This window comes from Comamonas testosteroni, assembly GCF_014076415.1.
Lineage (GTDB): Bacteria > Pseudomonadota > Gammaproteobacteria > Burkholderiales > Burkholderiaceae_C > Comamonas > Comamonas testosteroni_F.
In genome coordinates, this window is the sequence record NZ_CP043568.1 from 4,788,511 (window position 1) to 4,801,963 (window position 13,453).

Annotated in this window: 14 protein-coding genes; 5 read left to right on the plus strand and 9 right to left on the minus strand. The window is 62.5% G+C overall.

The window, feature by feature from the left end:
• Positions 1-7 precede the first annotated feature (7 nt).
• The 4 genes from F0P97_RS22060 to F0P97_RS22075 are packed head-to-tail and all read left to right on the plus strand — an operon-like array spanning position 8 to position 1,743.
• Positions 8-376, plus strand: a complete 369-nt coding sequence (locus tag F0P97_RS22060) for a hypothetical protein (protein ID WP_182284253.1) — start codon at positions 8-10, stop codon at positions 374-376.
• Entirely contained in the window at positions 373-864 is a 492-nt protein-coding gene (locus F0P97_RS22065) for a low molecular weight protein-tyrosine-phosphatase (protein WP_182284255.1), read from the plus strand. The genes F0P97_RS22060 and F0P97_RS22065 overlap by 4 nt, the downstream gene beginning before the upstream one ends.
• Before the next feature lie 12 nt (positions 865-876).
• Entirely contained in the window at positions 877-1,416 is a 540-nt protein-coding gene (locus F0P97_RS22070; protein WP_182284256.1) for a CbrC family protein, read from the plus strand.
• 3 nt (positions 1,417-1,419) lie between these two features.
• Positions 1,420-1,743 carry a hypothetical protein gene (locus F0P97_RS22075; RefSeq protein ID WP_182284257.1) on the plus strand — a complete coding sequence of 108 codons (324 nt, stop codon included), beginning with the start codon at positions 1,420-1,422 and terminating at the stop codon, positions 1,741-1,743.
• Between the two features lie 252 nt (positions 1,744-1,995).
• Here F0P97_RS22075 and fahA read toward each other — a convergent pair whose 3' ends face one another.
• The 6 genes from fahA to F0P97_RS22105 all read right to left on the minus strand — a co-directional run bounded on the left by fahA (position 1,996) and on the right by F0P97_RS22105 (position 8,262).
• On the minus strand, positions 1,996-3,279 hold the full coding sequence (fahA, locus tag F0P97_RS22080; RefSeq protein WP_182284258.1) for a fumarylacetoacetase: 1,284 nt from the start codon (positions 3,277-3,279) through the stop codon (positions 1,996-1,998).
• The gene (locus F0P97_RS22085) at positions 3,276-3,815 is read right to left on the minus strand and encodes a VOC family protein (protein ID WP_182284259.1); all 540 of its coding nucleotides are present in this window, start codon (positions 3,813-3,815) and stop codon (positions 3,276-3,278) included. Before F0P97_RS22085 ends, fahA begins: the two co-directional genes overlap by 4 nt.
• Before the next feature lie 5 nt (positions 3,816-3,820).
• Positions 3,821-4,909, minus strand: a complete 1,089-nt coding sequence (gene hppD / locus F0P97_RS22090) for a 4-hydroxyphenylpyruvate dioxygenase (protein ID WP_003072755.1) — start codon at positions 4,907-4,909, stop codon at positions 3,821-3,823.
• 43 nt (positions 4,910-4,952) lie between these two features.
• The gene (locus tag F0P97_RS22095; RefSeq protein WP_182284261.1) at positions 4,953-5,333 is read right to left on the minus strand and encodes a RidA family protein; all 381 of its coding nucleotides are present in this window, start codon (positions 5,331-5,333) and stop codon (positions 4,953-4,955) included.
• Positions 5,334-5,487: 154 nt separating this feature from the next.
• Positions 5,488-6,888 (minus strand): amino acid permease, encoded by a 1,401-nt coding sequence (locus F0P97_RS22100; protein ID WP_182284263.1) that lies wholly within the window; start codon positions 6,886-6,888, stop codon positions 5,488-5,490.
• Positions 6,889-6,936: 48 nt separating this feature from the next.
• A complete protein-coding gene (locus F0P97_RS22105; RefSeq protein WP_182284265.1) occupies positions 6,937-8,262 on the minus strand; it encodes an NAD(P)/FAD-dependent oxidoreductase in 1,326 nt (441 codons plus the stop codon).
• Positions 8,263-8,490: 228 nt separating this feature from the next.
• Between F0P97_RS22105 and F0P97_RS22110 the strand changes: the two genes are divergently transcribed.
• Complete coding sequence (locus F0P97_RS22110; RefSeq protein ID WP_034355669.1) at positions 8,491-9,126, plus strand: TetR/AcrR family transcriptional regulator; 636 nt, start codon at positions 8,491-8,493, stop codon at positions 9,124-9,126.
• A 114-nt stretch (positions 9,127-9,240) separates the two neighbouring features.
• Here the strand turns inward: F0P97_RS22110 and F0P97_RS22115 are convergent, their stop codons facing one another.
• From F0P97_RS22115 to fdhF, 3 genes are all read right to left on the minus strand, one after another.
• Entirely contained in the window at positions 9,241-10,170 is a 930-nt protein-coding gene (locus F0P97_RS22115) for a DMT family transporter (protein ID WP_232538016.1), read from the minus strand.
• A gap of 118 nt (positions 10,171-10,288) precedes the next feature.
• Positions 10,289-10,528, minus strand: a complete 240-nt coding sequence (locus tag F0P97_RS22120; protein WP_182284269.1) for a formate dehydrogenase subunit delta — start codon at positions 10,526-10,528, stop codon at positions 10,289-10,291.
• Complete coding sequence (fdhF, locus tag F0P97_RS22125) at positions 10,528-13,443, minus strand: formate dehydrogenase subunit alpha (protein ID WP_182284271.1); 2,916 nt, start codon at positions 13,441-13,443, stop codon at positions 10,528-10,530. Before fdhF ends, F0P97_RS22120 begins: the two co-directional genes overlap by 1 nt.
• Between the last annotated feature and the right edge of the window lie 10 nt (positions 13,444-13,453).

The window sequence follows — 13,453 nt, forward strand, 5'->3', positions numbered from 1 at the left end:
CTGCCCTATGCCGTCAGACAAGCCAGCCAGCCTTGAAGAGATTCAGGCTTCCATTGCCAAGCTCAGAGTCACCGAACAGCAGCTCGAAGCCACCGCGCAGAAGTACGAAAGCAAGATGCAGAGTTCAAGGAAGTGGAACTATCTCGCCGTCGCCATGGCCGTGGTGGTCTGCGCCGTGGCCTGGATCAACCAGGCATCGCCCTGGCTGCGCTGGGGCGTGCTGCCCGTGGTGCTCTTCATGGTGCTGTTCTTCGAAGGCATGCGTCGCCTGCTGGGCGTGACCATGCAAAGCAGCATGCGCCAGCTCAAGACCCAGATCCGTACACTGGAAACCAGGATGGCCGAAGTACAAGCCGCTGCGACAGATCAGCCATGACTGCCGCCAGACCCGTTCGCGTCCTGATGGTCTGCACCGGCAACATCTGCCGCAGCCCCACTGCCCATGGCGTGCTGGAAAAAATGGTGGCCGATGCGGGCCTGCAGGATCTGGTTCAGGTCGACTCGGCCGGCACGCACGGCTATCACGTTGGCGAGGCCCCCGATGCCCGCAGCCAGCAGCATGCACGCCGCCGGGGCTATGACCTCAGCGGGCAGCGTGCGCGGCAGCTGACAAAGCAGGATTTCGACGCTTTCGATCTGGTGCTGGTGATGGACAGCGCCAATGAGGTGGCGGCGCGCCGCCTTGCCACGCCCGCCCAGCAGCAGCGCATGAAGCGGCTGACCGATTACTGCCAGCGCTTTGACGAGCCCGAAGTGCCCGACCCCTACTATGGCGGCGACCGAGGCTTTGAGCATGTGCTCGATCTGATCGAGGACGCCTGCCAGAACCTGCTGCATACCATCGCAAAGAAAAGTCCACGCTAAAAGGAGCATTCCATGGATTTGCCGAAATTTCGTCTCAGCCCCAATGCCTATGCGCTGGATCTGTTTGTGGCCGAAAGCGGTATCTGCTCCTGTTGCGGCCAGGCGCGTGAGCTCAAGTACAACAGCTCTTTTTACAGCCGCGAAGAGCCGGACTATCTCTGCCCCTGGTGCATTGCCGACGGCAGCGCGGCCAAGCGCTATGAGGGCGAATTCAACGACTACCTGGGCATTGAAGGCGTGAGCGCCGAGCCCGGCGAACCTGACAGCATCGTCATGGATCGTGTGCTGCTGCTGGAAGTCTGCGAACGCACGCCCAGCTATCACAGCTGGCAGCAGGAGCAATGGCTGGTGCATTGCAACCAGCCCTGTGCCTTTCTCGGCTATACCGACTACGCCGAAATCCAGACCCTGCAGGCCGAGCTGCAAGGTGATATCACCGACATTCCCGAGCGTTATCTGCAGGCCATCAGCAAGACCGGTGATCCCGTGGGTGGCTATCTGTTTCGCTGTATGGAGTGCGGCACGCACCGGCTGCATACCGATTGCACCTGAGGCATGAACACAGACATCATGCGGGTGGAGTGCAGCCACCATATCGACGCCAGCGAAGCTGATGCCGAAGGCTTTTACGAGTACTACTACGAGTACGACATCTACCGCTTTACGCTGGGCGGCCTGAGCCTGGTGGTGCGCAGCTATAGCGATACCTGCGAGCAAGCCAGCGTGCTGCGACTGGAAGAAGCTGGCAAGTCACGCCCGCTGCAGCCCAAGGATCTGAAAAGGCCTCTTGTCCAACAGGCGCGGGAGCATCTCCAAGGCCTGGGCAAGCAGGAACTGCGCTGGCTCAACCCCAGGCACGCGCGCTACGACCCGCTTTGAGCAAGCCGCTGAAGCGCTCGGGCTACGACACCCCCGCCTCCAGCTCATGACGGCCGCAGACCCCCTGCACCTTGGCGTCCGGGAAACACCAGGCCATGAAGACGCACATCCAAGCAGATCTGGCTGCTGCATGTGCAAGGCTCCAGGTCCATAAATGCATATGGGCTTGCACAAACAAGGGTGCTCCAAGATGGTTTCCCTGAGGCAAAGCGCTTGCTTGGGCCTCGTTTACGCAAGTCGTGATTTGCAAGCTCAGCCTTCCGTTCGGGCTGGCAGCACCGTGCCCCGGCATTCGCCGAAGCCGATGCGGCGCGCGCCTGCACCTTCGCAGTAGGCGCGCAGCACGACGGTATCGCCGTCTTCCAGAAAGCCCCGCGTTTCGCCGTTCGACAGCGTGATGCGGTTCTTGCCGCCCGTGGTCAACTCCAGCAGGGAGCCGCTCTGCGCCAGGGTCGGCCCCGACAGCGTGCCCGACCCCAACAGGTCACCCGCGCGCAGTGCGCAGCCGTTGACGGTGTGGTGGGCCACGAGCTGCGCCACGGTCCAGTACGCGGCCTCGGCGAAGTTGGAGCGGCTGATCACGTCACCCGCATTTCCCTCTATGGCCATGCGCGCCGTCTGTAGCACCACTTCCATCTGGATGGCGATGGCACCGCGCGTGCGGTTGTCGGCAGAGTCCAGGTATGGCAGCGGATCGGGGTCGCCTTCGGGGCGGCTGAACGGCTGGCGGAACGGCTCCAGTGCCTCCATCGTCACCATCCAGGGCGAGACCGTGCTGGCGAAGTTCTTGGACAGGAAAGGACCCAGCGGCTGGTATTCCCAGGCCTGGATGTCGCGTGCGCTCCAGTCGTTGAACAGCGTGATGCCAAAGACATGCTGCTCGGCCTCCCTCATGGACACGGGCACGCCCTGGGCGTTGGGCTGGCCGATGAAGATGCCCAGCTCCAGCTCGATGTCCAGCCGCGCACAGGGAGCCAGCACGGGCTGAGCCGCGTCGGGCGCCTTGGACTGCCCCATGGGACGATGGAAGGACGAGCCGCTGGCCTGCAGCGTGGAGGCACGGCCGTGGTAGCCGATGGGCACCCATTTGTAATTGGGCAGCAGCGGGTTGTCAGGGCGGAACTGGCGGCCGATTTCGGATGCGTGGTGGATGCCGACGTAGAAGTCGGTGTAGTCACCCACCTCGCAAGGCAGGCCCAGCTCCACGGCAGACTGGGGCAGCAGCGCTGGCTCCCATGCCGACTGCTTGGTGCTGCCCGCGCGCAAGCCTTCGGAAAGCGCCTGGCGCAGGGCCTGGCGCTCTTGCCGCGTGGCCTGCATCAAGCGGTGCATGTCCGCATGGTCGATCAGGCCGGCGGTGCGCAGATCCAGCACCTGGTTGCCGATGGCGACGCCGATACGCCAGCCGCTGGCGCCCGGCGTGCGGAAACGGCCGAAGGGCAGGTTCTGGATGGGGAAGTCGCAACCCGCAGCGTTGGCCGAGACCACCCAGCTCTGGAGCTGGGGGTTCAAGGTTTCATTCAGGACCGCGCTCATTGCCGGAACTCCCTCTCGTGCAGGAAAGCCGCATGCTTGGGCGCACGCTTGGTCTTGCTCCAGTCTTCGAGCATGTCCCATTTCACGGCACCAAGCCTCTTGATCATGGCTTCCTCGTCCGGGTCGGGGCAGGCCAGTTCGACGCGGTGGCCATTGGGGTCGAAGAAGTAGATGGAGTGGAATGCACCATGGTCCGTCACGCCCAGCACATCGACACCATTGGCCTCCAGGTGAGCCTTGAACTCCAGCAGCTCGGCTCGATCCTTCACACGGAAGGCGATGTGTTGCACCCAGGCCGGCGTGTTCGGGTCGCGGCCCATGGGCGGCTGGGTGGGCAGCTCGAAAAAGGCCAGCACATTGCCGTTGCCAGCATCCATGAAGATGTGCATATATGGGTCGGGCGCCTTGGTCGATGGCACCTGGTCCTCGGCAATGGCCAGCACGAAGTCCATCTTCAGCATCTGATTGTACCAGAGCACGGTTTCCTTGGCGTCCCTGCAGCGGTAGGCCACGTGATGGATGCGGTCGATCTTCATGGTGCTCATTCCTTGGCGGTGTCGAGCACGCCGCGGTTGATCTGGTCGCGTTCCATGGACTCGAACAGCGCCTTGAAATTGCCCTCGCCGAAGCCTTCGCGGTAGTTGCCCTTGCGCTCGATGAACTCGAAGAACACGGGGCCCAACAGCGGCTCGGAGAAAATCTGCAACAGCAGGCGTGGCTGGCCGCCTTCGGTGGTGCCATCCAGCAAGATGCCACGCGACTGCAGCTCGCCCACGGCCTGGCCGTGGCCGGGCAGGCGCTTGGCGAGGTTCTCGTAATAGATGTCGTTGGGAGCGGTCAGCAGCGGAATGCCGGCCATCTGCAGGCTGTCGATGGCCGTGGGCAGGTCTTCGCACAACAGCGCAATGTGCTGTATGCCCTCGCCGTTGAACTTCATCAGGAATTCCTCGATCTGGCCACCGCCCTGCTTGGCTTCTTCATTCAGAGGAATGCGGATCAGGCCATCAGGCGCAGTCATGGCCTTGGAGGTCAGGCCCGTGTACTCGCCCTGGATGTCGAAGTAGCGGATCTCCTGGAAGTTGAACAGCTTGTTGTAGAAGTCGGCCCAGTAGGCCATGCGGCCGCGGTAGACGTTGTGCGTGAGGTGATCGACGACCTGGAAGCCGTGGCCCTTGGGATTGCGGTCCACACCGGGTAGAAACTCGAAGTCGATGTCGTAGATGGACTTGCCGTCTTCGTAGCGGTCGATCAGGTACAGCGGCGCACCACCGATGCCCTTGATGGCGGGCAGGCGCAGCTCCATGGGGCCGGTGGGAATGTCCACGGGCTGCGCGCCCAGCTCCAGCGCGCGCTTGTAGGCCTTGTGCGCATCCTTGACACGGAAGGCCAGGCCACAGGCACTGGGACCGTGCTCGGCCGTGAAATAGGCCGCCTGGCTCTTGGGCTCGCGGTTGATGATGAAATTGATGCCACCCTGGCGATACAGCACCACGTCCTTGGAGCGATGCTTGGCCACCAGCGTGAAGCCCAGCTTCTCGAACAACGGCTCCAGCACGCCGTCGGCAGGCGAGGCGAACTCGACGAACTCAAAGCCGCACAGGCCCATGGGGTTTTCGAACAAATCGGTCATGACGAGGTTTCCTGCAAAAAAAATGAAATTGATGATGGCGCGATCAGGCGGTTTTATCCAGTGCCTGGACTTCGATCTCAACGCCAACGCCGAAAACCAGCTGGGCCTGCACCAGGCTGCGCACGGGATAACTGCCTTCCTTGAAATAGCTGGCGTAGACCTTGTTGAAGGCATCGAAATGAGCCAGGTCGCTGAGCCAGATATTGGCCTTCACCACGTCGTCCAGCGAGCTGCCCACGGCCTCCAGCCGCGCCGCGATAGCCTTGAGCACGGCATGAGTCTGCTCTTCGATGGGGCCGGTAAGCGGGCGCTTGTCCTCGCCGAAGGGGATCTGCCCCGACAGCATCAGAAAGCCGCCTGCGCGGACTGCGGAAGAGAAGGGCATGCCGCCGGGCGCGGGATAAAAGGTTGCAGTGGAGTTCATCGAAGGGCTCTCATGGTTCAGGGGTTACAACAGGCTGGCGCAAAGGTCTGCGCAAGTCCTCATTCACACGACTTACGCAAATCAGGTTCAGGCAAGCGCTTTTCCTCAAAAAAACAGTCCTGGCGCATCCTTGTTTGCGTAAGTCCTCTTTCAATCAAACCGCAGTCTGCACCAGCCGAACGGGCTGGCGAAAAACCATGCGGTACATGGCATAGACCGCCAGCACCCACACCGGAATTGCATAGGCGGAGGCACGTACTCCGGGCGTGAGCAGCATCACGACCACCACCAGCACCATGGCTGCCAGACAGATGTAGTTGGTCAGCGGGAACAGCGGCGCCTTGAAGCTGCGCGGCGTGCCCTTGGCATCATGCAGCTTGCGATAATTCAGGTGCGAAATGATGATGATGGTCCAGATGATCACTAACGCCGCCGTGATCAACGAGATCAGCAGCTCGATCACGCCGGCAGGCGCCACATAGTTCAGCACCACGCAGAAGGCAGTGACGATGCCGGGGTAGACGATGGCCTTCACGGGCACACCGCGTTTGTTGACTTCACCCAGCGACTTGGGAGCGTTGCCTTCCTGGGCCATGCCATACAGCAGACGGCTGGAGCTGTAGACCATGCTGTTGTAGACCGACAGCGTAGCGGTGAGGATCACGAAATTCAGCATATGCGCAGCCAGGTGCTCGCCCATACCCGAGAACACCAGCACAAAGGGACTGCTGCTGTAGGTGCCGCCACCGGCCTTGAGCTGGGCCACCAGGTCAGTCCAGGGCGTCAGCGACAGCAGCACGGCCATCGAGCCCACATAGAACAGCAGCACGCGCACCATGAGCTGGTTGATCGCCTTGGGAATGACCTTGCGCGGCTCTTCGGTTTCTGCAGCGGCAAAGCCCAGCATTTCCACGCCGCCGAAGGCGAACATGATGAAGGCAAAGGCCATGAACAGCCCCTTGAAGCCGTTCGGCAGGAAACCGCCTTGCGTCCACAGATTGCTGATCGTCTGCGTGGGGTTGTGCGTGGTGGACAGCAGGTAGATTCCGGTGGCGATCATCGCCACCACGGCCACGATCTTGATCAGCGCGAACCAGAACTCAAACTCGCCATAGGCCTTGACGTTGATGAAGTTCACGCCGTTGATAAGCACAAAGCAAACGGCTGCCGTCACCCAGACCGGGATATCGGGCCACCAGAACTGGATGAACTTGCCCACAGCGGTCAGCTCCAGCATGCCCACCAGCACATAGAGGGCCACGCAGTTCCAGCCCGACAGGAAACCGGCAAAGCGCCCCACGTAGCGGTTGGCGAAATAGCTGAACGAACCGGCAGAGGGCTCCTCGACCAGCATCTCGCCCAGGAAACGCATGATGAAGAAGATCAGCAGGCCGCCGATGGCATAGCCCAGCAACACGCCAGGGCCGGCCAGCTCGATGATGCCGGCCGATCCCAGAAACAGCCCGGTGCCTATGGTGCCGCCCAGCGCAATCAGCTGGATATGGCGGTTCTTGAGCTTGCGCTCCAGATGCCCGTTGGAAGAAGGGGTATGCATGGTTTGTCTCCTGTTATCTATATCTACCTATGCGGATCCGAAAAGCGCTTACTGCTCGGCCCGGCCACGCCACATATCCCATGCCAGCGTGAGTCCCACGCCGACGTCGCGCAGCGGGCGCGGCGGGATGTAGTTGGCAGTGCCCTCGATGAGGAAGTCGTCGATCAGCGGGTTCTTGCGGCCCAGCGCCAGGTCGGCGATGAGCATGCCGGCAGCGGTGTGGCGCACGATGCCCGATCCGTTGCAGCAGGACGCTGCCCAGGCGTTGTCGCCAATCCGGCCAAAGGCGGGCGCGTGGTTGTGCGAAACCGCCAGCCAGCCCATCCAGAAATGCTCAAGCTCGATGGCCCCGAGTTGTGGAAAGCGGCGGCGCAGCAGCGCCTGATTCATGGCCCTGGCCTTGGCGCGGCGCCCGTCAGTGGTGCGCAAGCTGGGTGAATACTCGAACCCCTGGCGGATCATCAGCCGCCGGTCGTGCGTCAGACGTACCGTGGAACCCGCCACGCCATGCGCGGGTGTCACACCCCAGGCTGCATCCGTTCCCAGCTGGGCGATCTGGGCATCGCTGAGCGGGTGAGTGAGGCTGGCGAACAGCAGAATCGGTACCTGGCGCTCCTGGTAGACGCCGAATGACTGCGAGAAAGCATTGACTGCCAGAATGGCCTTGCGCGCACGGATGCTGCCCTGGGCCGTGCGGACAAAGGGAGCCTCGCCTTCGAGCTTCGCCTCGATGACCGGCGAGTTCTCGAACAGCTGCACCTGGGACGGCAGGCTGTCGGCCAGACCACGCACCAGCGCCGCAGGATTCATGAGGCGCGTGCCCGGCGTGTAGACGGCTGCCGCGTAGTAATCGGAGCCTATGCGCTGGCGCAGCGCATCACGGTCCAGATATTCATGGGACTCCTGCCAGGCATCCAGATTGCGTGCATAAGGCTTGAGCGACTTTTGCGCCACCTCCTCCGTCACCGCCACGTGGTAGCGGCCCCGCTTTTGCCAGCCACAGGAGATGCTGTGCTCAGCCACCGCCCGCTCCAGGGCATCCACGGCAAAGCGGTTGACGCGGATCACGCGGCGGCCCGCCTCCACCGCGGCGTCCGATGGCGCCGAGCTGTGCGGCAGATCGATCGCGAAGCCCGAGTTGCGGCCCGAGGCGTTCTCCCCCACCACGCCCGCATCCACCACGGCGATGGAAGCATCAGGTTGCTGTTGCGCCAGCTGGCGTGCTGCCGCCAGCCCTGCATAGCCGGCGCCCACAATGACCCAGTCCACCGCCACATCGCCCTGCAGCGGCGCCTTCGGCTGACGAGTTCCCAGCAGCGCGCTCCATCCATTGGTGCGGTCGTCGGCGGGAAGGCGGTAAACAGAGCGTGACATGGCGGTTTCCAATAAGAGCCCTCGGAAGCTGACTCGCTCTCCAAGGTCGCTGATGAACAACAATGGAGGCGGAGTCTAAAACATAAAACATTAAACGTTTAATCTTTATTTATCATGGATTACCCGAGGGTGAAATTACCCAGACAGGCCCATCCAGCCATCAGAGCCGGAGCGTGTAGCATCTGGTGTGGTGCGTCATCGACGCCTTATGAATCACACACGCAGCCCATGAATCAAACAGGAAGCAAAACCGCCCCCCGCCGTACCCAGGCAGAACGCAGTCAGACCACCCAGCGCAAGATCATCAAATCCGCCATACGGCTGCTACAGAAAGTTGGGTTTCAGCAGACCAATCTGCAGGAAATTGCGCGTGGCGCCAAAGTCACGCTGGGGGCGGTGCAGCACCAGTTCGGCAGCCGCCAGGCGCTGATGGAGCAGGTGGTCGATGAAATCATGGCGCCGCTGGCGGCTGCGGGCGCAGGCTGGCCCGAAGATGCCGCGCAGCTGCCGCTGGAGCCGCGCGCTCGCGAATTCGTGCGCAGGGCCTGGCAAAGCGTCTATGCCCAACCCAGCTATGTGGCAACCTGGAGCATGTTTTTCGGCTGCAAGAGCACGCCGCTATTCGAGCGCATCAACGCGCACCGCTCCCAGCATGACCCCGCCTCCTTTGAGCACTTCGTGAAGGTTTTCCCGGAAATCGCCGAGCGCCATCCTCAGCCCAGCCACTTTGCATCTGTGGTGTTTGCTGCGCTGCGAGGCCTGGCCGTCATGCGCCTCTTCGAGATCGACGATGCAGCAGCCGAACATCAGTTGGAGGTGATCTCCCAGATGATCGTGAACGCAGGCACGATCAATCAGGCTTGAGCCGCAGGCAGCAGCGGCTTTCGTCCCCTGAACAAGCCAGGCCCATATTCAGCCAAAGCAAATTGAAACGCTTTCTGCAAAAGCGCTTCATGCCATCAAATATGAAGACCGACCTCAGGCTGTTGACCGACGCCCCCAGTTCATCACGGCCGTGCCCAGCACCGCCATGGCACCGCCGAGCACCATGGAGCCTTCAATGCTCTCGCCCAGCAGCAGGGCTGAAAGCAGAACGCCGATCACCGGCACCAGCGTGATATAGCCCGAGGCGGCACCCGCGCCCAGCGATTTGACGCCCGCGAAGTACCAGGCATAGGCCAGGGCCGTGGAGCCATAGGCCATGAAGACCATGGCAGTCCAGGCCGTGCCACTGGCCTGAAATGCCGAAACCAGCCCCTGCAGGCCTTCCAGCACCAGACTGGTGGCCAGAAGCAGCAAGGCACCGAAAATGGAAGTCACGGTGGTCGCAGCCAGCGCATCCACGCCTGCCAGCATGGCACGGCCGATCAGCGTGTAGCAAACCCAGCAGGCCACGCAGCCCAGAATCAGCATCTCGCCCACCCCTACCGTTCCGTTGAGCAATTGCATGGGATCGCCATGCGAGATGACCACCACGGCACCGCAGGCCGCCAACAACATGCCCAGCGCAATGGTGGCGTTGATGCGCTCCTTGAAGAGCCACACGGCGAACGCCAGCGTGACCACCGGATTGAGCGTGATGAGCAGCGCCGCCTTGCCCGCGGGCAGATGCTGCAGACCCGTGAGGAAAAAGCTGGCGTAGCCGAACACCCCGGTCGCGCCTGCGGCAAACATGCCCAGCCAGGTCTTGGCAGACCAGTGCCGGAGAGCCCCCAGCCCGCCCGAGAAATACAGCCAGGGCAGCAACAGGGTCGCGGCCAGCAAAAAGCGCAGCGCCGATGCTGCCAACGGCGGCATATTGAGCGCCAGAATGCGGCCTGCCGGCCAGGAAGCTCCCCACATCAGGGCCATGCCGAGCAGGCGCAGATGTGCGCTCATCAAAGAGCTCTTGACGGATTCGGAAGTCATGAAGATGGCCAATAAAAAAGCCGCGGCCATTCGATCGCGGGCAGCGGCTCAGATCAGGGATCTGAAAACCAATATACCCGCAACGGGCGCAGAGGCTGCTCTTTTTCAGTGCGCAGCGCTATGTCTGCACATGCCCCAGCATTGCCGCATGCTTGTGCAGCGCGTCGCGCACCAGAGGCCGCAGCTGCGCAGCCTCGGAAGGCTCATTCAAGGCCGCCAGAATCCGAAGCCGCATGCGCGGTTCCCAGAACTTCTGAATATGCTGGGCAACACCGTCGAGCGCTTCCTCATGTTCGGGCATGGCCTCGAAGAACTCGGCTATGCGATTGGCCATGCGGATCAGGTTGCTCACATCCATCACTGACTCCCCATCTCCAGCTGCGCCGCGGCCAGATGACCGAGCTGCTGGTCGTTGAAACGCTTGTAGCCTTGCTGCCAGCTTGAAGGCTGTGCCACGGGCAATACCTGCACGGCCGTCACCTTGTACTCGGGACAGTTGGTGGCCCAGTCCGAGCTGTCGGTGGTGATCACGTTCGCGCCCGACTCGGGGAAATGGAAGGTGGTGTAGACCACACCGGGCTGTATGCGCTCGGTCACCGTGGCGCGCAGCACCGTCTGGCCGGAGCGGCTTTCAATGCCCACCCAGTCGCCATCGCGGATGCCGCGATCCTGTGCGTCATGCGGATGAATCTCGAGTCTGTCTTCACCGTGCCACTGGCTGTTGGCCGTGCGCCGCGTCTGCGCGCCCACGTTGTACTGCGAGAGAATGCGCCCCGTGGTCAGCAGCAGCGGAAAGCGCTGCGTGACCTTTTCATCGGTGGCCACGTACTGCGTGATGATGAAGCGGCCCTTGCCACGCACGAACTGCTCCTTGTGCATGATGGCCGTTCCCGCCTCTTCGGTGCTGTCGTTGCACGGCCACTGCACGCTGCCCAGGCGCTCGATCTTCTCGTAGCTCACGCCTGCGAAAGTGGGGGTCAGCTCCGCAATCTCGGCCATGATTTCGCGCGGATGGCCGTAGTTCATGGGATAGCCCAGCGCCTTGGACAGGAGCTGCGTCACCTCCCAGTCGGCATAGCCGGCCAGCGGCTGCATGAGCTGGGTCACGCGCGAGATGCGGCGCTCGGCATTGGTGAAGGTGCCGTCCTTTTCCATGAAGGACGATCCGGGCAGGAACACATGGGCGTACTTGGCGGTTTCGTTGAGGAAGATGTCCTGCACCACCACGCACTCCATGGCCGACAGCGCTGCCGTCACATGCTGGGTGTTCGGGTCGGACTGCACGATGTCCTCGCCCTCGCAGTACAGACCCATGAAGCTGCCTTCCAGCGCGGCCTCGAACATATTGGGAATGCGCAAGCCCGGCTCGGGACTGAGCTTCACGCCCCAGGCGCCTTCAAACTCGGCGCGTGTGATGCTGTCCGAGATATGGCGATAGCCCGGCAGCTCATGCGGAAAGCTGCCCATGTCGCAGGAGCCCTGGACATTGTTCTGCCCGCGCAAGGGATTCACGCCCACACCTTCGCGCCCCACATTGCCCGTGGCCATGGCCAGATTGGCAATGCCCATGACCATGGTCGAGCCCTGCGCATGTTCGGTCACGCCCAGGCCGTAGTAGATGGCCGAGTTGACCTGCCTTCCCTGCGGATGATCCATCGCCCCTCGCGCATACAGCCGCGCCGCGCCGCGTACCAGCTCGGGAGCCACGCCGGTGATGTCGGCCGTGGCCTCGGGCGAGTTCTCCGGCCTGGCAACGAACTCCTTCCATTGCGCAAAGGACTTGGCATCGCAGCGCTCGTCAATATAGGCATCGGCCAGCCAGCCCTCAGTGACGATCACATGGGCCAGCGCCGTGATCATGGCCACATTGGTGCCGGGCTTCAGCTGCAGGTGGTAGTCGGCCTTGACATGGGGCGAGTTGACGAGTTCGATCTCGCGCGGGTCGATCACGATCAACCCGGCGCCGGCACGCCGGGCGTCGCCACGCAGCCGCTTTTTCATGCGCGAGCCAAACACAGGGTGCGCCGCCGTGGGATTGGCGCCGATCACCATGATCACATCGGAGTGCTCGACCGACTTGAAGGTCTGCGTGCCTGCCGACGTGCCATAGGTCTGGCCCAGGCCATAGCCCGTTGGCGAGTGACAGACACGCGCACAGGTATCGACATTGTTGTTGCCGAAGGCGGCGCGGATCAGCTTCTGCACCAGATAGGTTTCCTCGTTGGTGCAGCGCGACGAGGTGATGCCGCCAATCGAGTCCCTGCCATGCTTGGCCTGGATGCGGCGGAATTCGCTGGCGGCATGACCAATGGCCTCCTCCCAGCTCACTTCGCGCCAGGGGTCGGTGATCTTTGCGCGGATCATGGGTTGGGTGATGCGGTCCTTGTGCGTGGCATAGCCCCAGGCAAAACGCCCCTTGACGCAGGCATGGCCTTCGTTGGCCTTGCCGTCCTTCCAGGGCACCATGCGCACCACCTGCTCGCCCTTCATCTCGGCCTTGAAGCCGCAGCCCACGCCGCAGTATGCGCAGGTGGTGATCTCGCTGTGCTCGCTCTGGCCCAGCTCGACCACGGTCTTTTCCTGCAAGGTGGCCGTGGGGCAGGCCTGCACGCAGGCACCGCAGCTCACGCAGTCGCTGGCCATGAAGCCGTCGCCCTGGCCTGCCGTGATGCGTGACTCGAAACCGCGCCCGCTGATCGTCAGCGCAAACGTGCCCTGCGTTTCCTCGCAGGCGCGCACGCAGCGATTGCAGACAATGCACTTGCTGGGGTCGTAGTTGAAATAGGGATTGGAGGTATCGACCTCGGCCCTGGCTTCGCCCTTGAAGTGGTTGGCTCCATCCATGCCATAGCGCACCTCGCGCAGACCGACCACTCCGGCCATGTCCTGCAGCTCGCAGTCGCCGTTGGACGAGCAGGTCAGGCAATCGAGCGGGTGGTCGGAGATATAGAGCTCCATCACGCCCTTGCGCAGCTCCTGCAGCTGCGGGCTCTGGGTGCACACCTTCATGCCTGCTTCGGCAGGCGTGGTGCAGGACGCAGGAAAGCCCTTGCGCCCCTCGATCTGCACCAGACACAGCCGGCAGGAACCAAAGGGCTCCAGCGAATCCGTGGCACAGAGCCTGGGCACCTTGATGCCGCCATCGACAGCGGCACGCATCAGCGATGTGCCCTTGGGCACGGTGACCTCGCGGCCGTCGATATGCAGCGTGACCAGTTCCTCGGACAGGCTGGCAGGCGTTCCGCAATCGGTGTTCTTCAGATGTTCCAGCATGGCTCTCTCC